Here is a 23,590-nt window from a genome sequence, read left to right as displayed (position 1 = left end):
CGTTGCATACTTATACTATAGACTCTATAGTAACTATAGAGTCAAATGTCTGGGGGAAATTGATGAAAATAGGCGAATTGTCAAAAAAATCGGGCTGTTCAATACAAACGATTAGATATTATGAAAGAGAAGGATTACTGTTAAATCCAAATCGTTCAGAAGGTAATTTCAGGCTGTATGATAGCAAAGCACTTAAACAATTGGAATTCGTAAAGCATTGTCGCAGCCTAGATATATCACTCAATGATATTAAACGTCTTATCGAATTAAAAAATAAGCCAGAAGAAAGCTGCTCTAGCGTTAATGCATTAATTGATCAGCAACTTGCACTAGTGAATAAACGCATGAAAGAATTAAGGGCGCTTAAAGCTGAATTACAACAAATGGCTAGTGCTTGTGGTTCGAACAACCCAACATACTCATTATATTCTGCTGACCATGTAACACGGCAAGTATATTGTTTACTATCCATTTGAAACCCCATAATGTTTTAAGTCTATGTATAAAAGTACGATTTTCACTTAGCAGTACTTAAATAATCACCCCACCACTGCATCATTTCAGTCCGCTGGGCTAAATAGTCAGCGTGATTATAGCTGGCACGGGTACGGTTCTTATCAATATGTGAAAGTTGTGCCTCAATCCAGTTATCCTGGAACAAACCTGAGTCATTCAAAATGGTACTAAAAGTGGAACGTAGTCCATGAGAGGATAATTGATGTTTTCCATAGCCCATCTTACGTATAGCCATATTTAATGTATTAAAATGAATCGGTTGATTATGTTTCCGTGGGCTAGCAAAAATGTACTTTTCACCGTATGACCATTGCATGACGTCTTTTAAAATATCTAAAGCCTGATCTGAAAGTGGAACTAAGAAGTCGGGAATCTCATGGCCTAATATGACTTTTCGTCGAAACTGTTTAATATGCAAGGCAGGTATTTTCCAGACTTTTTCATTTAAATCAAAATGATGAGGCTCAGCCAATAACAATTCAGCCCCTCGCACGCCAGTATGTAATTTGAACAGCAGTGCTTTTTTAATAATCGGATGGGCATCCAATTTTTGTAATTTATACTTAAAATCAGATATATCCTCCGCTTTCAAATACGGATAATTTTTCTTGATTTTACTGTTAATGGCGATTTTATTTAAACCATGCGCGATGTTGAATTCACAATAACCCATCGCTACAGCGTAGTCATAAATTTGGTTCAAATAACTACAAGCTTTCTTGACAGGTTCTTTTACTTGGCGTCCCTCTATTTTTTTGATTACTGAAACCAGGTCATAACGCTTGATGTTTTGAAAAGGTAGATCCTGAAGGTCTGGATAAATATCTTGCTGTAAGCATCTTTCTGCTAACTGTAGTACACCACAGCGGGGTAGATCGTTGAAGGCATTTTTCAGTTTGAACTGTAACCACTCCTCCCCGACCTTACCAAAGGTGATGACATTAGAGGCAGTATCTTGTTCAAAACAGAAATCATTGTCTTTAAAGTCATCTCTGACTTGTCGTGCCTTTTTCAGCGATAAATCAGGATAACGACCTAACTGAATGCGTCGACGTTTTTTAGTTTGTGGATCTGTATAGCGATAGCACCAAGATTTTCTTCCACTCGGCTCAATCTTCAGGCTAAGCCCATCTTCATCGGATAAAAAACTGGTTTTTTCCTTACAATGAGCTTGGCGAACTTTAATTTCAGTAAGACTCATGGAATTTAAATGAAACCTAACAATGGGTTGATTGGATCAATTATATCAAAATAGAACGCTTTATGTATGATGCGTACACTACGCATCATATATATTTGTAATATATTGTTTTATATATTTAATATTTTAAGTATTTGTATTTTAGTAACCATTATAAGTACCACCTCTTCTTTAAGTTCCCAACAACTCACTTTTTCTGTCATCAATGTTAAATAAGTCTTGTGCTTTAAATTCTTAGATGACCTCCTCTACCCTTTATTATCATTTTTATAAAAGTAACTATATGTACTCATTAAAATTTGTAGAGCTCAAAAACAAAAAAGACCGCTATATAGCAGTCTTTTAACTTAATTAAATAATAATTAATTCATTTTCATCATAAGTGCATAAGCATCACGTTTGTTTTGACGCAATGATTCTATCTCGGACTTCGTCAGCTGTTTTACGAGAGTAATTAACTATAACTAAAAATATAGACAAATATTTGCATAAGTTCTCATTTTGTCTATGTCGATTCAGTAGTGGCAAGGTGGGTATTTATTAGAGATTTAAATGATTATCTTTTGTATTTTAGGTGAGTGTCTTGGTATATTAGCATCCATATCTATTGATTATCCAATCCCTTAACCTAGGCATGACTTTGTGAAATTAACACGCATTCATCACTGTAAAAACTTGAATGTGCAAAAGTACAAACAGCTTGAGAAACAAGCTGTTTTACTTGGTCGTATTCGTAGCGAGGTGTGGGCTAAATATGGTGCTATTTCAGGTTTGAATATCAGTGACAGAGCTATTCGTGATGCGTGGATGAAAGAAAGTCGTGACTTTGGTGTTTCTGCAAATGCGTGGAAAGAAACGCTACGTGATTGCATAGGTGATATTAAAGCCTATCGAGAAGCATCAAAAGACAAAGTAAAGCAGGCGATCCGAAAACGCACCTCCTGTAATAATGAACAAAAAAGACTATACACCTTGCTTAAAAAAGATGAATGGATGACTGATAATTTCCTCCATCGTCAAATGCGTAATCACTTTAAGCATGGTGTTAATCACACACATAATCAAATTATTGTTCGTGCGGATATGTGTAAAACCTTTGAGTTAAATGGTCAATGTTGGCTTAAAGTACCAAGCCTAATCCCTCGACAAACCATTAAAATCCCATTAAATACGACTGTTGATTTTGCGCCACAAGGCACACTTAGAATCATTCTAAAAAACGGTAATGTTGAAGTTCACTCAACTTATGATGCAGTTGAAACACAGGATTGTGGTCAGGAAACCGTAGGTGTTGATAAAGGGTACTCAGAAGCTTTTGTGGACTCTGATGGCGATGTATATGGGAGTGGTCTAGGCAAGCTGATCTCAAGTGAATCAGATTATTTAAATCAAAAGTACAAGCACAGAAACAAGCTCAGAGCGATTGCTAAAGCTAAACCACACAAGAAACAGAAAATTGAGTTAAATAATCTAGGTCGAAAAAAACTAGATAAGCGACAAGATACTCAAAAAGCAAAGCTCAAAACATTAATATTTACAGCAACTCACAAGTTGGTTGATAAAGCCAAAGTGATTGTTGCGGAAGATTTAACATCCCCAATTCAAAGTAAACGCAACTATGGCAAAAACACCAATAGACGCTTAAATACATGGGCTAAAGGTTTGTTAGCTAATGCCCTAACTTCTATATCTCACCGTAGAGGTTCTACGGTGCATCTAGTCAATTCTGCATATACTTCGCAAAGTGATTCTTTCTTGCATGGCCTTTTAATAGGTACACGTAAGGGAGATCGTTTTCACCGTTTCAATGGGGAAGTTGTGCAAGCTGATTGGAATGCTGCGAGAAACGTGCTTGCAAGATTAAACGACAATGAGATAAGTCGTTATACGCCTTACAAAACTGTAAAGCGTATATTGCAAGAACGGACTGACCGCTACAAGTCGGAACTGACCGACTCAGGCTCTAGTTACACGCTTGGCAACAAGACATTAACAGAGTGCGAATTAGTCCTTGAGTATGTTTGAATACATTTTAAGGAACAGTAGGATAAAAACATGCACTTATTTAAATTAACTGACGAACAACTCGCACAAATTCTTATCCCGAAACGATTTGTACCACCTACTCCACCTGAACATGAAGGCAAGAATATGGTCTATGTATTTGATAGTGAGGATAAGTTTGAACTGACTTATGATGAGCTGGTGGAAATCATTAGCAAAGCTAGAATGGCTGGTCCGAAGTTGATACCTGTCTTAGGCACCGTGAATTAAATTGTGCAGTGTTCGCACGCCACTTGAAACATAACTTGATTGGAAATGAATTTGGGCTGAGAAAAATTCAGTTCAAATTTAACCTGACGGGCACACTAAAAAATGGGTAATTGTCAGATCGAGTTTGGACTACAACACTTTAGCTCATCGATTTACCATACCGCTAATCTTCACACCATTTTCGTAAATCCAGCGATCAAACTGTGATACTACATTCCGCTTATTAATCCAAGTCAGCATGGTGCTTTTCATAAAGGCAGTTTACTTATAAACAGGGAAATTTCTAAACAATTCCCCTTTAACATGCTTAGGCTATTTGATCCAGAGTTCATCTTTTTGCATCATTTTTAACATTAAATTAAATATAACCAGCGGAGTAACATTTTTTTTGTTAGAGCCGACAACTCTTTGAAAACTAAATTTAACGGTTCGCTCAGGAGCATCCAAATTAACTGGGTAGTTTTGTTTTTCTAAATACAGATGATCTCCTAACATTGGCTCTATACCAGTAATAAAATTAACAATTTGTTGCTCATCACCTTTCATTCGGCATTGAAAATGTAGAAAATTCTTACGCAGTTTTCCAAATAATAATAATATTTTAAGCGCCTTAACCATGTTCTTTTCTTTCAGTGCATCTTGCTGCCTATCATCTTTATAATGAAAATCAAGGAGAGGAATTATTTCATCTGGACGAGTCAGTTTTTTAGCCTTTTCGTAAAGTTCATCAAACCAACTCTCTTCTAAATTCTTACTATAAACATAATTCGTTTTTAAATTAAATTTTTGGCGATCCATCCATTTAGTGCTCATCCATTGACATCGTTGCATCCATTCTTGAGCTTGGGTATCTTCGCTTAATCGACCTTCTCTAAAACTTATCAAACGTTGAAAAGGTGTCAGAGTACTCTTCTCTATACTAAACTTCTTTTCTTGTCGGCCAGCCATCGTAACTGGCTGTGTTTGCTGATAAGAATTAAACCATTTCTGCTGCTGAGTATAACGATTTAGGTTTATGTAGTCTGTACTTGACTTCACTGGACTAAAACACTGTTCTAATACTTTTTTTGAAATGATACACGGCGAATTATAAATTCGATCGACTGCTAATAAATCCAAAACATGAAGGTAATTTGAAGCCGTTTGCTCAATACTGCTATGCCCCATCCAAGAGGCGAGCACCTGCCATTTATGTTGAATAATCTCTTCTTGAGCACGTGCTTTCATACCAAACAATAAATCCCTCATCTTTTTTGCTTTTACCCAAGGACAATCTGTGTAGGTCTTGATCATTTCTTTTGAACCGAGCAAAGTTATTGCTAGATAGTTAGCAGCACTGTGGCGTAATGTATGAAAACTAAAGCCATGATGCATACCTAATATTTGACTAAACAAATCTACTGTAATTTTGCTGATACATTGATCAGTTAATACACGATGATTCACACTAAAAAGTAGATCATCCTGCTGATTAACCAAATATTGCTCATAACGATGTTGTATGTAACGTTGTACTACTAAAAACTCATGTTCTGACAATGCAATTTTCAATGGTATTTGACGATTCGCACTTCGCGTTTTCAGACGGCGATATGAATTGTCTTGGATATGAAGCGTGATATTATTAAAAACTGTATTTTCTTTTTCTTTATAAAGTAGCTCTGGGCAAATAATATCTTGTATTTTAAGACAACGAACTTCATTTAATCGAAGTCCAGTTCTATAACTTAGTAAATACATCAGCTTTAAACAACTCAGATGATCGACCCACTCTGATGCCGTTGGCTCTTGACTTAAATTTTCTAGTTTTTCCAATAATTTGCCAAATAGCAAAGGACTCACTAGCCGTGCATTGCAAATTTGTAAATGCTTAAAACTTGAATTCTGTAACACCAATACCCCTGGAGCATCATAATTCTCTATACAGAATTGATGAAAATCTTTTAGGCGACCAAAACGGTATTCTGCGCTTTGGTGCATCTTACGAGAGGTTTTTCCTTTCACCGAATCTCGTTGAACTGCTTTTTCATCACGTTCACTGCTGTATTTCAATAGCTGCCGATATAAATCCTCATAGTCATCTATGGATTGTTGCTTTAAATCTAATTTATTGAGCCAAATCTCAAATATAAATTCTTTGCCAAACGATCCTAAGTAGCTTTCAATAGTTGATAATTGAAGCCCTCGTTTTTTTAAATGCATTAACCAGTGAATTAAGCGTAGTTGAGCATCAATTAAAGACTTTTCCTCCGTATTAGCATCAACTATCTTCTCCTCTAACACCCTTCTAGTTTCTTGCCAAAAACGTAGCGTGCGTTCTTCTTTATTCCTCTTTTTATCTAAACGCTCAACTTTTTGACCTTTACGTTTCTTTTGACCAAACAACATCAACTCATACGGAATCGTTTGTAATTTGCTTTGAACAGTCGGAACTTCAGGAAGTAACTGCTCTTGTTCAAAATGAATAGGGCGATTATCTGGTTCTGTGACTTGATTGTAATCATTATTCCACAGCAATCTAAATTCGGATGGCCTTAAAGCAACAGTATTAATCTCTTGCTGAAGCACATTACTCAAAAATATATCTATGCTGAGGTTTGGATTAAATTCGAGTACCATTTGCACATCATTAAATGCACGAAATCCACGGCGTTTAATTTGATATTGCAGATCCCCAAGACTTTTTTTCCTGCCTATCTTACTCAAGCTTTCTAAAATACAATCTTCAACTGAATGTTGCAGACAAAATTCTTTCTGAGCAGCTTTCAACTTTTTTAAATATTGCAAAATGAACTGCGCATATGGGTTAAAAAAAACATGTTTCCATTGGTACAACTTTCCCTGTTCTACATCGTTGCCATATTGAGAGTTTTCAACACGATAATGTAGTAACAATGGATTAGTGATTTTTTTGTAGTCCGAATGGTATAACCGAAAACAATTCAGATCTGTACCAAGCTCAATGGCCTCCTGCAATTGCTTCTGAATAGCAATCAAATGCTGTTCATCTGCACAGCCTGAAATATATATAAAACTTAAGCATAAATTTCCCCATAAGTACTTTGGTTCATTCCAATATTCAAATGAATCTTGCCAATACTGCCTTAATTCCTTAAGTACATGGATATGTAGATGCCCCTGTTCTAACCGTGACTCTGTACTCTCAATTTTTCTAGGCAGTACGATCCGTTTAGTATGTGGATTTAGCTTAATTCTGTATGATTTTTTATCTACATTCTGGTTGAATTGCTTCCTTCTTTTATTAAATTCATCTTCAGTAAATTGCATCAGTTTTGATTGTTCGTCTCGGCTCAACTTTTGACTCAAACAATCAACACTATCTTTAATGTCATGCCATTTTTCAGCGATCTGCTGATCAAGTTTTTGCTGCATTTCTTTCGTCAATACTTCAGGTGGAGAAGGCTGTCTATCTAGCGACTTTTTCACCATTTTATGAATATCAACAAATAGATCATCTAGTTGTGGTTTTATTAGTTCTTTGATTTTTTGCATACAACTATTTTCGCTCTAAGTGTTTAATCGATAAAGATTTGACATTATCTTGCAATTGCTGGCGGGCTTGCTGTACATAGACATTCGGGATAAGTGAAGAATGCGGATGAAAAGCCTCTCGGTCACGTTGGTCATGACCATACAGGGCCTGAATTAAGTGAAAAGCTAATGCTGGTTTACCCTCTTGCTGCTCATGCATCAAAAAGTTCATGTCAAAATGACGTAACCAATTCGAATACATATTCTTTGGAAAGACTCCTTGCATATATGAATTCACCCATTTTCTCGATAAAGGGATTAACTTAATTTTCCTGCTCTGCCATTCTTTGACAGTTATCGGCAAGATATCTTTACTAAAAATGACCTTACCAAAAAGATCATTTACAGTTATCTTCTTCTTTGCAAAGACTTGTCTAAAAAATGAACCGTACGCTTCAATAATTTGTTCTAAAAAGGCAGTGTAATTTTGCAGTGTTTTTATGAAAAAATCAGATAAAGGGATAAAACGACCATCTTTTCTTGCTTTACTATTTTTTTTATCATTCACATATAAAAGCTTGAGCTCAACACAATAATCATCCAAATTCCCCAACAGGTTTTTTTTAGGCCGACTTGCCAAACTCAACAAACTGATATGCCACATCCAACACGCATATGCATTAAGTTGATTAATAATGTGCTTATCTTCTTGGATGTTTTCGTGACAATGTCTATGTAAAATATGGAATTGCTCTTTCACAAAATTGGGTTCAAGTGCCAGTTGGCTCCCTATCCTTCCTATAGATAATGCAGATTGCACTTTGAATTGTTGTTGCAATATTTTTAGTTCAGCCGTGTCTTCAGTAAAATGTGTGGAATGTGGTGTAAGTGCTTTTTCTAAAAAGGCTAGATATGTGCTACTGAGTTGAGTTTTCGGTAGCCCGCCATAATAGATACCAGGCATGTGATGCTGACTATCCCGCCCAGCAATTACATGAGCAAGATATTCATTATATGTTTCATAATATATATGAAAATATAATTGAGCCTGCAGTTTTTCTACAGTGATCGAACCTACAAACCGATTATCAAGCCAATTCTTAAGTTTCGTATTAATGTGTGTTGATGAAATTAGTGGATTCGATGCTTGTTCTATATAGTCAAACCAAGCAGAAGGTAAATGTAGTTGATGTGTCATCACTTCATTCCACCGCACATGATTTAAGCTCTTAATCTTCTGCTCTGTAATTTTAAGATTTAATTTGAGTAAATATTCGCGACGTCTACTTGAACCATTCTGGATCAAAATTCCATCTTGAATAAGCTCGTTAAAATCCATCAGTGCGACGGGTGATAATCCCGTCAAAAGTGACAATAAACATGCTGCAGCGATTGCAGCATCCCTCCAGTGCCCGGATAACTCGGTTCTCAACACATAAACAATTTGCTTCAGTATATCTGGCGCCAAATAATGTGGATTTGTAACAAAAGGAGCATGACGGCGCTGGCGATGCCGCATTAGATGCGTCGCATTATCGCTGAGTATATAATTTAAATTTTTAGACTTTTCATCTTCTGAATAAAACTCCATTTCAGGATCTAATAGATCAACTTCACCCTCTTCATCTTTGTGAAGAGCGGCATCATAAATACTGATCTTTGCGTTATGTCCAATATCTACTTGCTTACCCGTTTTAATTTCACGAAATTTTTTGAGTTCATTTTTCGTCGGCCATTGCAAAACTTTACTTTTTTTTGACTTACGCTGACGATGAACAACACGACGATCATCAAGTCTTTTAAAAATTATTAATAGAGCCGATAAATACTCTATGGCTTGTACTTGTTTGAAATCTTTAATATTAAAAAGTTGATTACGATCCTCCTTTTTCAAGTTACGTTCGTACATGACATAGCGATTTAGTAGCTCACTGCATTCTTGAAATAATTCAGCATGATTAGAATCCAGAACATATCGTGATACATAGCGAAAGAGATCACAAACATGTTTTTGCTTATTCTCAGCTTTATCAATTTTTGCAAATTCTTGATACTGCCGATATGTTAAAAAACTCGCTTGTAGAATCAAATAACGTTCAGACGACAGCTCTTGAGTATTACTAGTAGTCGGGCATGCAAAATAACTTAAAGAAGCTAGATAATAATATTTACCTAATTGTCTAGAACTAGATATATAGCCATATATCTGTTGTGCTTCCTTATATAGAGCATGGGCTTTTTCACGTAAATCATCTGATAGATCGACAAATTGTGTATTCACAACATGATTGCGTAATAAACAATAATCTTTTTGGAATTTTTCTGCTAAATCTAAGAATTGCTCTTCTGTTTCAATCTTTGGCATATTCGCTTTCGCTTAATTTTTTATCAAATTGCATTGGTTAAATTCATTACGATCTGAACAATTTGGTAAAAGTTGATCTTTTATTGAACTCTTTGTCAGCTTAAAAAATCTAGCAAAAAATTTAGCATCCAGCTCTTTCTGAGCTTTTCTCTCAAAGCACAAGTGTTGCTGTGATTTTTCGATAAAATCATCAAGATTATGTATCAACTGTAAGATTGCAACATAATTAGAATGTACACGTAAGCATGGCTCCGTTTGCATTAATAGCAATATTTTTTGCCAAATTTTCACATAGATTATTTTGAACTTTGCTTGTACTACTACTTTCTGGCTCTGTTTAATCTTTTTGATTTTCAGTAGTTCTGAGTTAATTTTTACTATCTTAAATTGAACATTTTGTCGCTCAAAGCAAAAGGGCATGATAAATTGCCCCATAAATATCTCTATATTTTTTACTAAATAGTCAAATTTTAACATTTTTATCGATATAAAAAATGAGCATATCTTTGTATATTAAAATTCATTTAATTTATCAACTAAATTTTCTCAAAATTACAATTATCAACAAATACATATGGTTTACTTATCATGGGTGGTCTAAATTTTAAAAATTCTTCCACTTTTTTTTAGTTTTCTGTTATTACATGAAACAATACCGTTGTATTACATTTTGAAATGCTGTGTATGCAGCATTGATCAAAAAGATTCTCTGCTATACTTACTTCACGTGTAGCATCAATGGAGTTTCGAAATGCTCAGAACCACTGAACAGAAAAAAAAATATATTCAAGCGACACGTGCGCAAAACTATCAAGCCAGCCTAAAGCTTGAAGGCATTACAACGACAGCTCAAACAACTCAACAAAGTAAAGCTGAAATCTTGCAAAAATATAAGAAGTATTCGCAACCCGAAACTTAGTCAGGTGCATGTATGGATAAATATGGGGAAATGGGTGACAGCCTGTATTGTTACCCTGGCACAAATATCCTAAAGAACAAACTCAATATTCATGATGAACAAATTTTAGAACAAGCTGAACTAGAACTGTCTGGATTGGCAAGTAACTTAATTGAATATGCTGAACCACCTTACGACTTACAATACTTAAAATCAATTCATGCGCAGCTCTTTGGCGACTTATACGACTGGGCAGGAAAGTTAAGACAAATCGATATTTCCAAAGGTGACACCCGTTTTTGTAATTTTTCCCGTATTGAAATTGAAACCAATAAACTACTCAAACCGCTTCAAGAAAAAAAATACTTTCAAGGCTTAGCACCACAACAACTGATTCCTCAACTTGCCGACTTGTATTGTGAGCTTAATGTCATACACCCATTCCGTGAAGGTAATGGACGTACACAACGGATTTTCTTTGAGCATCTGATTGCTCATTGTGGTTATGGTATTGATTGGTCTCGCATTGACTCTCAACAACAATGGATTCAAGCCAATATTGAAGGTTTTTATGGTAATTTAAATCCATTAATTAAGATTTTTGAAATATGCTTTATTCAAAATACCTAAAATTTAAGTAGTCGAAGCCCACAATCCTTAATGAGCCATCATCTTTGCTTCAATCCACTGATTAATTTCCCAAATAAACCAACAATCACGATTCTTAGAAATCTTAATACTCTTCGGGTAATTTAGGATCGTAATATTCAGATTACTTATCCAGAATTGAATAGATCGTTAACTTAGATAGACTTTTAAGCAATGTAACTTGCCGCATGTTTATCAACATATGTCTCAAAAAAGTCTGCCCATACATAGATTTATGGTGTTTAGTGCTTAAATTTCAGATTAATCTTCGTCTGATGACCTGAATGGATGTTACAGATTACATGCAGGTGAATTACTCTGTGGCTGTATCATGGCTTTTGTGCAATCCAATCCATTTGATCCGAATGTTCTCTTTTGCAATAAAGCAGCCTCTTCTGCTTTTCCTGAACCAACGAACTATGTCATTGATTTGATTCAACCGACAACAGTGATGCTGAATCAAATCTCCAAAGAAGGGATTAAATGCAAGAAATGTGGTAAGAAAAAGATAGGGGATGGAAGTTATTATCCGTCTAATTGGAACCAGCCCATGAGTCGAGATCAGTTGAGTAAGAATCATTTTAAATGAATAAGAGAAGGATGGCTTACCTCACTTCTCCGAATAACAATGCTATGCTTTTCAACCAAGGTTATAAATTGGCAACTACATTTCATTCTTCTTCATGCTGGTCCTATAGCCTGTAGACAATTACTACATCATTTGCATTCAATGCTCAATACAGCCTGTCAGCAGAACCGCAGCGATACTTTTTTTCGTGCATACATGTAGTGTTTAAATCCATTCATTTTTCAATGATCCTCTGCCGTTTATCACATTTATGGTCGATCTTTAACCTTGTGAAAAATGCACATACCGATCCCTTCAAACTGTCAAATTTATGTATGCATGACATTTAAAGAAAATTATCTGATCAATTTTTTTAGGTAAAATTCATCAAGAAAAAAGTTATTATTATTCATAACATCACCAATAACCATATAAAAACAATAATTTAATAAATTATTCTTCCAATTTTTTTATATTTAGTGTTATTACCTCTAAATCCATGTTTACCACCTTCTATTACATAAGTAATTTAGAAGTATCCACGATATAAATTGCTTGCCCTCACACCTCTCCCCTCTCACGCCCAAAAAATTTATACTGAAAGGCAGATTAAGCCCGTTCGAGTTACATATAGCCGCATGCTATATTGAAAGCATTAAGAAAATATCCTCAATATTTATAGGATTTTTAAAGTATGAACTAATTTTCGAAGAACCCTTTCTAAGTAATGTGACCTATTAGGAAAAATGAAAATACTGAAATCTCCGTATCAACAATCAGTCAAAGTACATCCTGATGATTTTCTGTAACAGATACCCAAGGACTATACCTACCCTTCTGATGTGCTGTGCAACAAAGCCCTCCTTAGCCACACTATAGCTATAGATTAATTCCATTATTTTGTGATTTAATTAAATTATTCATTCTTAAGACCCAATTTAATGGATTTATATTTCACTAAACCAGAAGAAGTTGTGACTCTTTTAGGTGAGCGTTTACGTAAGCAACGACTCTTTCTGGAGATGTCTCAAGCTGAGGTAGCAGCACGCGCTGGTGTCGGCGTGAATACAGTTTCGAATCTTGAAGCGGGACGAAATGTATCTGTTGAAAATTTAGTCCGTATTGCAATGGTCTTGGGTCGATTAAACGAACTTCAGGAACTATTTAAACCTCAGCTTAACAGTGTGAATGACATTCTTCGCTATGAGAGTCAAAGTAAGCGCCACCGTATTAAGAGGAAGGGATAATGCTCAATAGACTTAATGTTTATTACAACGGTTGGGGCGAATCATGGTTATGGGGAACGCTGATTAGTTCAACAGCCACGACAGGTAGACCCACCATTGCTTTTGAATATAGTCCAGAAGCAATACAGCAAGGTGTTGAGCTCTCTTCTTACTTGCTGCCTTTAAAAGGTCTACCATTCAGACAAGGTTTTCCTACTCATCAAATGGGACTCCCAGGTCCAGTCTATGACGCTTTACCAGATGGTTGGGGCATGATGTTGATGGATCGATATTTCAAAAAAATTGGCTTAAATTCAGCACGAATTGGACCTTTGGAGCGTCTGACCTATATTAGTAGTCACGCAATGGGTGCCCTCTCCTTTGAACCTTGTGTTGCTGACATGCAAACCTCAGAAAATATCCCTTTACAACAACTGGCCCAGGAAGTTCAAGAAGTACTCAAAGGTGAAGGTGGTGAATTTCTACAGCATTTATTGGTCATGGGTGGCTCCCCTCAAGGTGCCAGACCAAAAGCGTTGGTTTACCGAGATCCTGTCAATTTAGAGTTTTCGACTCAAGATTCTGATCAACATGAAGCCTGGCTGATTAAGTTTCCTGCTCAGCAAGAGCATCCTGAAGTCTGCGCCATTGAAGCCGTCTATGCAGAATGTTTGCGACTTTGTGCAATTGAGACTCCAGATACCCATTTCTTTAATTTGCCCAATGGTTTAACGGCTTTTGCTTCTAAACGATTCGATCGTCAAAATGGTATGCGGATTCCAATGCAGAGTTTGGCTGCATATACAGGAGCAGACTATAAAGTTCCAGGTAGCCTAGACTATCGCAATTTTCTCCGGGCAACCTTGATGTGTACGCAAGATGTACGAGAAAGATTGCATGCTTTTAAACGTGCTGTGTTTAATGTGCTTTTCAATAATCGGGATGACCATACTAAGAACTTTTCATTTCTCATGGAGAAAAATGGTCAATGGAAATTGGCTCCAGCCTATGATGTGACCTTCTGCGAGGGTCCAGGTGGTTATCATCAAATGGACATTATGGGAGAAGCGCTCAATATTTCCCGAAATGACATACATAAACTCGGTACTTCAGAAGCTAATCTGACTACTCTAGAAGTCGATGAGATCATCTTGACCATGCGTGAAATTGCACTTCAATTTAGTCAAATTGCGCAGCGCCTGTATCCCCATCAAATTCGAGAATCTACCCTACAGATGATTCAATCACGGATTCAACAGAATATTGATTTTTTAACTGAAACCTAAGCGTAAATATAAACTAAGCGCCAACCATCAACTGCAAATAGACTTTGATATAGTTAGTCGCTACATAATCTGTAGAACCTGTGAATTAGCTCTCTTTATAATCACGAATATTAGATGGATCACCGCCAAGATATATTCTGCAAACGTGAAATCACTACATCCAGATCGAAAATCACTAAGAAAAAACTGTCACCAAAAAAAGGTCTGCACTATGGATAGATGCAGACCAAACTCTGGATAACTACCAGCACGAGAAATATGTCGCAATTTTGCATAGACATGAATTTGATAAAATCAGCCCAGAAAGCCAGAAATTCATAAAAACTATTTCATCAATCCCCTATAACTTAATCACGTTCATGGTCGATCTTAAATCTTGTGAAAAGTACTCATGCTGACCTAGCCAAACTGTAAAACTCATGTATTCATAGCCTTTAAATGAATCTTTCAATCGGTATATTTAAGGTAAAAACTAGTAATCAGAAGTTATTATCACCCCCATATAAAACAAGGATCAACTTAAAAACAATAACTTAGTAAATTATTCTTCCATTTTTTTTATATTTAGTGTTATCAGGTGTAGATGAAAACCCTGTTTCATCAACATAACCTAATATAATTTCACCACGTGCCGCTTGCTCTCGTAATTTTTCAATCTGCTGTGTTGCTTGTTCAAATGCAATCGGATCTCTTTTTTTTCAAGCTATGACGGGTACGCTTGAAGACCATACCTGAATCACGTAAAAACTTACGAATGGTTTCAACAGACACGGACACTTCGTATTCTTCATGTAGTTTGACTCGGATTTGTTCTGCATTGAGTGGACTTGTATTGACCCAATCTAGGATTTTCGCCTGATAGTCTGAGATCAATGTATTGGGCCGACCTGAGCGATGACCTTCTTTAATCGATTCAAACTCATACAATTCCCAACGTCGGCGTTGTAGCCTTATGGTTTCTGGGATACGTTCTTGTAGAGTGGCAACTTCCGCAACACTTTTACCTTCAGAAAGCCAGAGAATAGTTTGGGCACGTTGTCTTTCACGCCAATGTTTTGCATGCTTGGCCAGAAAAATGAGTCGTTCTCGCTGTTCTAAACTAAGTGGTACAGAAACAATTCGAGGCATGTGTGAACATCTGTTAACTAAAAAAACTTTTTCGCATGATTAGTTGTTTTTGTCAACTTATTAGATAATTGATATTTATGAAATTGTGAGAAAGATAATATATAGGACTTACGCACTATTATTTATAGATTCTCTGTGGTAGCAGATGATTTTTATCGAGAATAAAGTCATCAATGAAGTTTTTGATAACTGGTCTAAATAATTTCTTCTGCCAACGATATACATTTTCAAAGATCCGCTCAAACTGGTTCTTTTGTATCTCGACGTAGGCCATCAAGGCTGAAAAAATATGATTCAAAATCAGTTTAGATCGTCTTACTTGAAACTTTTCAATATGACAAACCTGTTTAATCACCCGGTGATATTGCTCTATTTTCCAATGACTTGAATGTAATTCATGAAAACCCTCAAAGGACAATAAATCATCTTCATCTTGATGCACAATATAAAACCTCTGCTGTTCTTTTAACTGAGTCTTAAATAATTGTACAAAGCCAAAATCTTTGAGCCAGACCACTTGACCCTGATGGAAATTTGGCAATAAACGCAGTTGAAACCATTGTCCTTTTTCTGGGGAAACCTTACGGTTACAGTCGATACCAAACATAAATCGAATACCATATTTTCTTATGGTTTTTAGATTTCCAGTCGATGAATACCAACTATCACCTGTAATAAATTGAATCTTTGCACCCCAACTGAGTGCTTCACTTAACATATCCATAAAGTAATCATTCTTGGTTTTACTTTCAGATTTGTCATAAATTCGGAAATTAATTGGAATATTTTGACCATTCTGATCTGTCGCATACAAGGTAATGAGATTAATACCCTTGACGGATCGGTGGTGTTTGCCTGACCAAAAATAGCTAACCAAGTCCATATGTTGACTATAGGGTTTATCTAAAACAGTATCATCAATACTGACTATAAGTTTATTATTATCAATATGTTGAATTGCTTCTTGATATAGGTCGTGAGGTGTGTAGTCTTCACGTTCTAGAAAGCGATTTACACTATCATGCGAGATGTTATAAGTCTCGGCAAGTCTCCTAGACAAATTTCGTCTATTCTTTTTGCATAGGAGAGAACATTATGAGTGGACAACGATATACGCCAGCATTTAAATTAAATATATAAATCAATATGATAAAATCTATTTTTTTGACTATCGTTTTAATAAATATTCAATTTTTTGAAAAATTCAATTCTGACAATCAATCCTCCAACTGCATTTGCACGTTGTAAAGTAATCTTGCCTAAATGAGAGTCAATAATCTGCTTCACAATAGATAATCCCAGACCACTTCCTACTACAGAACTGGCTTGATTTATTCTATAAAAACGCTGAAATATAAATGGGATTTGTGCTTCATCTAGACCTATGCCGTTATCTTCAACCTGTATAAAACTACCATTTCCAATACTTCCACAACTGACTTTAATAATAGGTTTATGTATTGAACTACGATAAAGAATGGCATTTTCGAGTATATTTCTCAACATAATTTCCAACTGATCTGACTGCCCCCAAACGCACACTGAGGTGAGATGCAATTGTAAGTCTACACCTGCTTTTCTGAACTGAATACCCATCATTTCAACTGTACCTTTAACAATATCTACCAAATCAATATTGCTTTTGTTTTGTGTGGCATTCGGTTCAAGCCTCGCTAATGTAAGCAACTGAGTAATCATTCTTGATGCTTTGTCTACTCCTGTAATAATGTCCTGTGCAGCTTCCTTAGACTCCTCATTGGAACGTGCATTTTGAAGTACTTGGGCATGTAAGCGTATAGCAGCTAATGGTGTACGGAGTTCATGAGCGGCATTTGAGGTAAAACGTTTTTCACGTTGCATACTTTCAGCAATCTCACTAAGTAAGGTATTTAAAGAGCTCACTAAAGGTTCTATTTCTTTCGGTACAACTGGCTTAATTGGATTTAAATGTTCAATGGATTGTTTTTCTAAGTTTTGACTAATGCTATATACAGCCAATAAATGACGACGGATCGTGCAAATAATCAACCATAATAATAATGGCAAAAATATGATTGAAACCAAAATCAAAAACAGCAACATATCTTGCTGAATATCTTTTCGAATTGTCCAAACCTGCGCAATTTGTACCTGTATTGTATGCGTACTATCCCAAACAGAATAACTACGATAAGTATTATTATTCAGTTTAATCCAACCAAAATTATCTTGCTGAACAAATGGCTGTGTTTCCACACCAATAGAACGATAAATTAATTGTCCATCACGATGCCAAATTTGAAATACAATTTGGTCATAATGCTCACCCTTAGCTTTTTCAATCACTGTATGCTGCGGTACTTTTCCATCTAGGGTACTTAGAGTCGTAGACAATAAAGCATGAGCAGTTTCTGCTAATGACTTATCAAAAATATTATTGGCAGTGTTTTGCATTCCCCAATAAATACTTCCTAAACTACCCAACCAAACGCTAGTGGTAATTGCCAGTAAAATTATAGATAAGCGCTGGGTTAATGAATAGCTGCGAATTGGATCAGCCATTTAATGCTGTTCATCCATGATATATCCAAAACCTTGTACTGTACGGATAATATTTTTACCTAATTTCCGACGCAAGTTATGAATATAGACTTGTACAACATTACTACTCACATCAACGTCATAAGCATAAAATGAATTTTCTATATTTTCACGCGAAATTACACGACCACGATTGAGAGTAAATAACTCCAATAAATGAAACTCTTTATGTGTCAACTCAATTTCGACTTGATTTAACAGTACTTGTTTACTCGCTTTGTTAATACTAATATTTCCAACCTGAATTAGGTCCCCTACCTCTCCTGAAATTCGGCGTAATACAGCATGAATCCTTGCTACGACCTCATGTAAATCATAAGGTTTAACAACAAAATCATCAGCTCCTGCCTCTAGACCTGTAATACGATCATCAACCTGATCTTGAGCAGTCAGAATAATAATTCCAACTTGATTCTTTTTGCGACGTAGTGATTTTAAAATTTCAATCCCATTTCGATCAGGCAAACCTAAGTCTAGTAGAATAAAGTGATAATGATAACTCACTAAAAAATGGTACGCTTGCTCTGCTGTGCTCGCAATGTCAACTACAAAGCCCATTTGATCTAGACCACGTGCAGTTGCTTTTGCCAACAAGCTATCATCTTCTACCAATAGAACTCTCATAACACCTTTTTCTCTTGCTTACCAAACTACAGCGCAAATTTATAATCCCTACTATGCTCGTAAATATTACTGTTAAATTCTATCCATCTCATGTAAAGGCCACAATTGATGAGAATCAAGTAATAAGGAACTCATACTTTCTGCATAATCTACTTTAGCTTGATCGACTCGGCTACGTGCTTCAATCAATTGCTGCGAATGCAACAAAAGCTCATTGAGATTCAACTCACCTAATTTATACGCTTTTTGCATCAAGTGATGTTGTTGTTGCAACAGTTGTAAGTTTTCTTGCGCCTTCGTATTCCGTACAGTCGCTGACTCCATTTGAATCACCCACCCCTGTATTTCTTGACGCAGACGTTTTTCTACACGCAATACCTCCAAATCCGCTTTTTTTGCTTCTGCCGCTGCCATTCCTGAAGCAATACCGACTTGTCGCGCAGTCAAAGGAATTGAAACACTAACCCCTAATAAATTCTCCTCTCCCGATTGCTCCCTACTGTAACCAAAACCAATCGTAGGATCTGGCAGTCTATTAAGCTGCTCTCTTTTTAATACTGCGTATTGCTGTGTAGCTTGCATCCTTACGAGTGCTAACTCATGATTAACTGACAAAATTTTCTGTACCCACTCTGCTTGACTATACTGTATAGGGCTAGGCTGTATAACATCGCTGCTCCACTGTTCAGGGATCTTTCCTCTATAATCGCGGGCCAACAATTGCTGAGCTTGAATATATGCAGCTTTAGCTTGCATATATTGTTCCTCAAGTTGTTGGTACTCATTCTTCAAGAGCATTAGCTCAAGTCGTGGTGCATCTCCTGCTCGAATACGTTGTTCAGTCACTTGGATAAATTGCTGAATTTGATCCAGCTGTTCTTGCAGTCGCTTCAAATGCAATGTGCTTCGCATATAAGCAAACCAACTATTTAACAACATTTTAGATGCTTGATGTTGAGCATTCTCATACTTCAGTTCTGCAATACTTGAAATACGTTGTGCTAGATCTTGATCTAGCCGGTATTTATTAGGCAAACGTATTTGTTTTTCTATCCCCAAACTAGGTTCATAACTATTGGCTTGTTTTCGCTCTAGTTGTGTATCCGTCTTACGTACTTGCATACCGGCTGTAACAGTCCACGGATTTTGCCCTACTTTTAATCCTTGTCGGGCAAAGTCTGCATAATCTTGCTCTGATATTGCAGCACGCACATTCGGATGTTCTACTAGACTCTGTTGTACTGCTTCAAGTGGTGGCAAAGCAGCTTCAAGTTGAGGTTTTGCAATTGCTGTCGAAGCCACTGTAAAACAATAGCCCAACCCAAACAGATACCAAATTTGGCCTAGAAGTGTTGATTTAAATTTGATATTTAATGTCATTAGTCAAGTGCTCCTTGGCTCATATAACCAGAAATTAATGTAGGTATGACCCAATAAAAACAATCACTTGATTTAAATTTTTGCTGAATATGCGCCAAAACCAATGATACAAATTCGTGTTGTACAATCAGCAATATAAGATTCCGTTCAGTTGCTCCGCGAATTTTTTCCTGAACATTACGATAATGTTGGCGATTACCAAACCCTTGTGCGTTGACACAAGTACACCCTGAAATCAACTCAGGAATTAACCACAAATGCTCCATAAGTTCTTCAGCAATATCAGAGGACACGTTAATAGAGAGTTGGCATATTTCAGACATGATGATCTCGCGCTAAACCAAATTTTTTAAACAAGTTAGGAAGTAAAATCAGAGTCAGCAAAGTACAAGAAATAAGCCCTCCAATCACAACTATCGCCAATGGACGTTGAATCTCGGCACCAGGGCCAGTAGTAAATAACAATGGGATCAAACCTAAAGCTGCAATACTCGCGGTCATCATGACTGGACGTAAACGGCGCATAGCACCTTCACGAACAACTTCCTCAATTGCAACACCACGAGAAATCAGTTGATTAAAATAACTAATCATCACTAAACCATTCAGTACAGCAATCCCCATCAAGGCAATAAAACCAACTGATGCAGGAACAGATAAATACTCACCTGTTAATGCTAATGCAAATACTCCACCGACTAACGCAAAGGGAATATTGACGAAAACCAATACGGCTTGACGCACCGAACCCAAAGTCGTAAATAGTAAAAAGAAGATCATTGTTAATGCAGCAGGTACAACAAGCATTAAGCGAGCAGCCGCACGTTGTTGGTTTTCAAATTGCCCCCCCCATTTGAGTGAGTAGCCGGTTGGTAACTTGACTTTCTCTGCAACCAATTGTTTTGCTTCATCTACAAAACTAACTAAATCACGATCACGTACGTTGGCACGTACCACTGACATTCGTGATGCATTTTCACGATCAATTTTTACGACACCCTCAGTCTTAACCACTTCTGCTAAAGATAACAATGGCACTGCAGCTGCATTCTCAATTGGCAAGGCAATATTGGAAAATTCAAAACTCGACTCTCCCAAACGTGGATCCCCTTTCATCATTAATGGAACAGGGCGCCCCTGTTCAATAATGGAACCTATTTCTTTGCCTTCCACGAGCATCTTGAGTTGGGCTTGAACATTTTGACTGTCCAATTGATTTCGTATAGCCATATCACGATGGATTCGCAGCTCTTGATACTGTACTCCCGAATTTTCGAGTGTCATGACATCTTCATTGCCTTCAATGCCTTGTAGAACTATTGCAATTTGCTTTGATAAATCATTAAGCTGGTCTAAATCACTTCCAAAAATTTTGACAGCCAAATCTCCTCGTACTCCAGACAACATTTCTGAAGTGCGCATCTCTATGGGTTGACTAAATGTTAAGTTCACGCCAGGAACATCTTGAAGTACAAGACGAATTTTTTCTAAAATTTGCTCTTTATTTTTGACTTGCCATTGCGTTTGTGGTTTTAGCACAATGAAACTATCTGTTTCATTTAACCCCATAGGGTCTAATCCCAATTCATCAGAACCTGTACGTGCCACAATTCTTTCAACTTCAGGCACTTGTTCCAAAATACGTTTTTGAATATCCAGATCTAATGCAATTGAGTTTTGTAAGCTAATCGAAGGGATTTTTTCTAACTGTAAAATAGTATCTCCCTCATCCATGGTTGGCATAAATGACTTTCCAATGAATGGGAAAATCAATGCAGCCAGAAGTAAGGTACCACCTGCTAAGACATAAATCTGTTTAGGATGGGCTAAACTCAGATTCAAAAGTTTTCGGTAACCAGTTTCTAATTTAGCTACTAAAAAGGGTGTGTGATGTGCTTTCGGTTTTAGAAAGAATGAACACAGTACAGGAATCACTGTCAAAGAAAAAATTAGTGAACTTGATAAAGCAAATACAATTGTTAAAGCCACAGGTGAAAAGAGCTTCCCTTCCAATCCTTCAAGCGTGACCAATGGAATAAACACTAACATAATAATGATCATGCCTGCTGTGACTGGTACTGCAACCTCAGACACTGCGCGGTAAATCATATTTAATGGCGGTAAAAAAGAACGTTGCGGTGACTCTTTTGCTTCAGCAAGTTGCATTTCAATATTTTCAACCACTACAACTGCAGCATCCACTAATAAACCAATCGCAATCGTCAAACCACCTAAAGACATTAAATTGGCACTTAAACCAAAATGGTGCATCATCAAAAAAGTACTTAGTGCAGATAATGGTAAAACTGCCGCAACCACTAAAGCAGACCTTAGGTTTCCTAAGAACAATAAAAGTAAAATCAAGACTAAGACAATAGCTTCTAATAACGTTTTACTTACGGTATGAATGGCTCGGTTTACCAACTCACCACGATCATAAAATGGTTCAATCGTTGTACCCTGTGGCAGAGTTTTTTCAATGTCGGACAAATGCTCACGAACATGTTGAACGACTTGACGTGCATTCGCACCTTTTAAAGTTAATACAATACCTTGGACAGCCTCACCTTGGCCATTTTCAGTCACTGCACCATAGCGTGTGAGTGCTCCAGTATGTACCTGTGCAACATCTTTAACCCGCACCAATGTTCCTTGATGGCTAGAAACAATAATATCGCCTAACTCTTCAAGGTTTCTGACGCGGCTATCGCTTCGGATCAGTAATGACTCTCCATTTTCATTAAGCCGCCCAGCACCATCACTGGCATTATTTAGCTCGATTGCCTGTTGTAGCTGTGTTAAAGATAAGCCTCGTGCCGCCAGGGCCTCTAAATTAGGGGTCACTTCAAATGTACGAACAAGTCCCCCCAAAGCGTTAACATCGGCGACCCCTTCAATTTTACGAAGTTGTGGACGAACCACCCGATCAAGTAGAGTTCGTTTTTCCATATCACTGAGTGGCCCATGTAAGGTAAACATAAAAGATTCACCTAATGGGGTCGTCATGGGTGCAATTCCACCTGACGTACTACTTGGTAATGCAGACATCACATTACTTAAACGTTCATTCACCTGTTGTCTAGCCCAATAAGGGTCAGTGCCTTCAGCAAAGTCTAATGTGATAATCGCAATCGCGTATTTAGATTGCGAACGCATTACTGTCTGATGAGATATTCCCAACATTTCTTGTTCAATGGGTACAACAATACGGCTTTCCACCTCTTCGGGCGTCATGCCGGGCGATTTCATCACAATTTGTACTTGCGTACTTGACACATCAGGAAAAGCATCAATTGGTAGTTTCGTAAAAGCAATGTAGCCTGCCACACTGATCGCCAATGTGAGCAATAATATTAAAATGCGCTGACTAAGTGAAAAGGCGATAAGACGTTTTAACATATGTC

The 23,590-nt window shown here is 36.8% G+C and carries 20 protein-coding genes; 8 read left to right on the top strand and 12 right to left on the bottom strand.

Annotated features, from left to right (window positions below; translation table 11 throughout):
- Positions 1-62 precede the first annotated feature (62 nt).
- Positions 63-476, top strand: a complete 414-nt coding sequence (locus FTV13_RS12020; RefSeq protein ID WP_005245163.1) for a Cd(II)/Pb(II)-responsive transcriptional regulator — start codon at positions 63-65, stop codon at positions 474-476.
- A 41-nt stretch (positions 477-517) separates the two neighbouring features.
- On the opposite strand, the gene FTV13_RS12015 is transcribed toward FTV13_RS12020, so the two are convergent.
- Positions 518-1,717: an integrase arm-type DNA-binding domain-containing protein gene (locus FTV13_RS12015; protein ID WP_005245164.1), complete on the bottom strand. Its 1,200-nt coding sequence runs from the start codon at positions 1,715-1,717 to the stop codon at positions 518-520.
- A 642-nt stretch (positions 1,718-2,359) separates the two neighbouring features.
- On the opposite strand from FTV13_RS12015, the gene FTV13_RS12010 reads away from it, so the two are divergent.
- Both FTV13_RS12010 and FTV13_RS12005 read left to right on the top strand, forming a co-directional pair.
- A complete protein-coding gene (locus tag FTV13_RS12010; protein ID WP_159153749.1) occupies positions 2,360-3,742 on the top strand; it encodes an IS200/IS605 family accessory protein TnpB-related protein in 1,383 nt (460 codons plus the stop codon).
- A gap of 30 nt (positions 3,743-3,772) precedes the next feature.
- Complete coding sequence (locus FTV13_RS12005; RefSeq protein WP_000550047.1) at positions 3,773-3,991, top strand: hypothetical protein; 219 nt, start codon at positions 3,773-3,775, stop codon at positions 3,989-3,991.
- Positions 3,992-4,135: 144 nt separating this feature from the next.
- On the opposite strand, the gene FTV13_RS15880 is transcribed toward FTV13_RS12005, so the two are convergent.
- From FTV13_RS15880 to FTV13_RS11990, 4 genes are read right to left on the bottom strand one after another with little or no spacing between them, the layout of a single operon-like run.
- Positions 4,136-4,243, bottom strand: a complete 108-nt coding sequence (locus tag FTV13_RS15880) for a hypothetical protein (RefSeq protein WP_372551473.1) — start codon at positions 4,241-4,243, stop codon at positions 4,136-4,138.
- A 60-nt stretch (positions 4,244-4,303) separates the two neighbouring features.
- A complete protein-coding gene (locus tag FTV13_RS12000; RefSeq protein WP_127800785.1) occupies positions 4,304-7,504 on the bottom strand; it encodes a site-specific integrase in 3,201 nt (1,066 codons plus the stop codon).
- Between the two features lie 4 nt (positions 7,505-7,508).
- Positions 7,509-9,848: a hypothetical protein gene (locus FTV13_RS11995; RefSeq protein ID WP_002058482.1), complete on the bottom strand. Its 2,340-nt coding sequence runs from the start codon at positions 9,846-9,848 to the stop codon at positions 7,509-7,511.
- Positions 9,849-9,860: 12 nt separating this feature from the next.
- The gene (locus tag FTV13_RS11990) at positions 9,861-10,325 is read right to left on the bottom strand and encodes a hypothetical protein (protein WP_000911011.1); all 465 of its coding nucleotides are present in this window, start codon (positions 10,323-10,325) and stop codon (positions 9,861-9,863) included.
- A 274-nt stretch (positions 10,326-10,599) separates the two neighbouring features.
- Between FTV13_RS11990 and FTV13_RS11985 the strand changes: the two genes are divergently transcribed.
- The 5 genes from FTV13_RS11985 to FTV13_RS11965 all read left to right on the top strand — a co-directional run bounded on the left by FTV13_RS11985 (position 10,600) and on the right by FTV13_RS11965 (position 14,474).
- On the top strand, positions 10,600-10,767 hold the full coding sequence (locus FTV13_RS11985) for a YhfG family protein (RefSeq protein WP_002125865.1): 168 nt from the start codon (positions 10,600-10,602) through the stop codon (positions 10,765-10,767).
- A gap of 12 nt (positions 10,768-10,779) precedes the next feature.
- Positions 10,780-11,376, top strand: coding sequence for a putative adenosine monophosphate-protein transferase Fic (locus FTV13_RS11980; protein ID WP_004658347.1), 597 nt, complete (start codon positions 10,780-10,782; stop codon positions 11,374-11,376).
- Positions 11,377-11,725: 349 nt separating this feature from the next.
- A complete protein-coding gene (locus FTV13_RS11975; protein ID WP_004726728.1) occupies positions 11,726-11,983 on the top strand; it encodes a hypothetical protein in 258 nt (85 codons plus the stop codon).
- Positions 11,984-12,903: 920 nt separating this feature from the next.
- The gene (locus FTV13_RS11970; RefSeq protein ID WP_000366814.1) at positions 12,904-13,209 is read left to right on the top strand and encodes a helix-turn-helix domain-containing protein; all 306 of its coding nucleotides are present in this window, start codon (positions 12,904-12,906) and stop codon (positions 13,207-13,209) included.
- Positions 13,209-14,474, top strand: coding sequence for a type II toxin-antitoxin system HipA family toxin (locus FTV13_RS11965; RefSeq protein ID WP_000934717.1), 1,266 nt, complete (start codon positions 13,209-13,211; stop codon positions 14,472-14,474). Before FTV13_RS11970 ends, FTV13_RS11965 begins: the two co-directional genes overlap by 1 nt.
- A 672-nt stretch (positions 14,475-15,146) precedes the next feature.
- Here the strand turns inward: FTV13_RS11965 and FTV13_RS11960 are convergent.
- The 7 genes from FTV13_RS11960 to FTV13_RS11930 all read right to left on the bottom strand — a co-directional run bounded on the left by FTV13_RS11960 (position 15,147) and on the right by FTV13_RS11930 (position 23,585).
- Positions 15,147-15,602, bottom strand: coding sequence for a helix-turn-helix domain-containing protein (locus FTV13_RS11960; RefSeq protein WP_004973749.1), 456 nt, complete (start codon positions 15,600-15,602; stop codon positions 15,147-15,149).
- Positions 15,603-15,720: 118 nt separating this feature from the next.
- Positions 15,721-16,662 carry a transposase gene (locus tag FTV13_RS11955; protein ID WP_159153750.1) on the bottom strand — a complete coding sequence of 314 codons (942 nt, stop codon included), beginning with the start codon at positions 16,660-16,662 and terminating at the stop codon, positions 15,721-15,723.
- A 116-nt stretch (positions 16,663-16,778) separates the two neighbouring features.
- Entirely contained in the window at positions 16,779-18,143 is a 1,365-nt protein-coding gene (locus FTV13_RS11950) for an ATP-binding protein (protein WP_004974307.1), read from the bottom strand.
- Positions 18,144-18,794, bottom strand: coding sequence for a response regulator (locus tag FTV13_RS11945; protein ID WP_249920782.1), 651 nt, complete (start codon positions 18,792-18,794; stop codon positions 18,144-18,146).
- Positions 18,795-18,878: 84 nt separating this feature from the next.
- Entirely contained in the window at positions 18,879-20,186 is a 1,308-nt protein-coding gene (locus tag FTV13_RS11940; protein WP_004974304.1) for a TolC family protein, read from the bottom strand.
- The gene (locus FTV13_RS11935; RefSeq protein ID WP_159153751.1) at positions 20,186-20,509 is read right to left on the bottom strand and encodes a DUF3240 family protein; all 324 of its coding nucleotides are present in this window, start codon (positions 20,507-20,509) and stop codon (positions 20,186-20,188) included. Before FTV13_RS11935 ends, FTV13_RS11940 begins: the two co-directional genes overlap by 1 nt.
- Positions 20,502-23,585: an efflux RND transporter permease subunit gene (locus FTV13_RS11930; protein WP_004974298.1), complete on the bottom strand. Its 3,084-nt coding sequence runs from the start codon at positions 23,583-23,585 to the stop codon at positions 20,502-20,504. The genes FTV13_RS11935 and FTV13_RS11930 overlap by 8 nt, the downstream gene beginning before the upstream one ends.
- Between the last annotated feature and the right edge of the window lie 5 nt (positions 23,586-23,590).

Origin of the sequence: Acinetobacter sp. YH12235 (assembly GCF_013417705.1) — a bacterium.
Classification (GTDB): Bacteria; Pseudomonadota; Gammaproteobacteria; order Pseudomonadales; family Moraxellaceae; genus Acinetobacter.
Note: the sequence above shows the minus strand (reverse complement) of the source record. Positions and strands in the feature narration are given on the sequence as shown.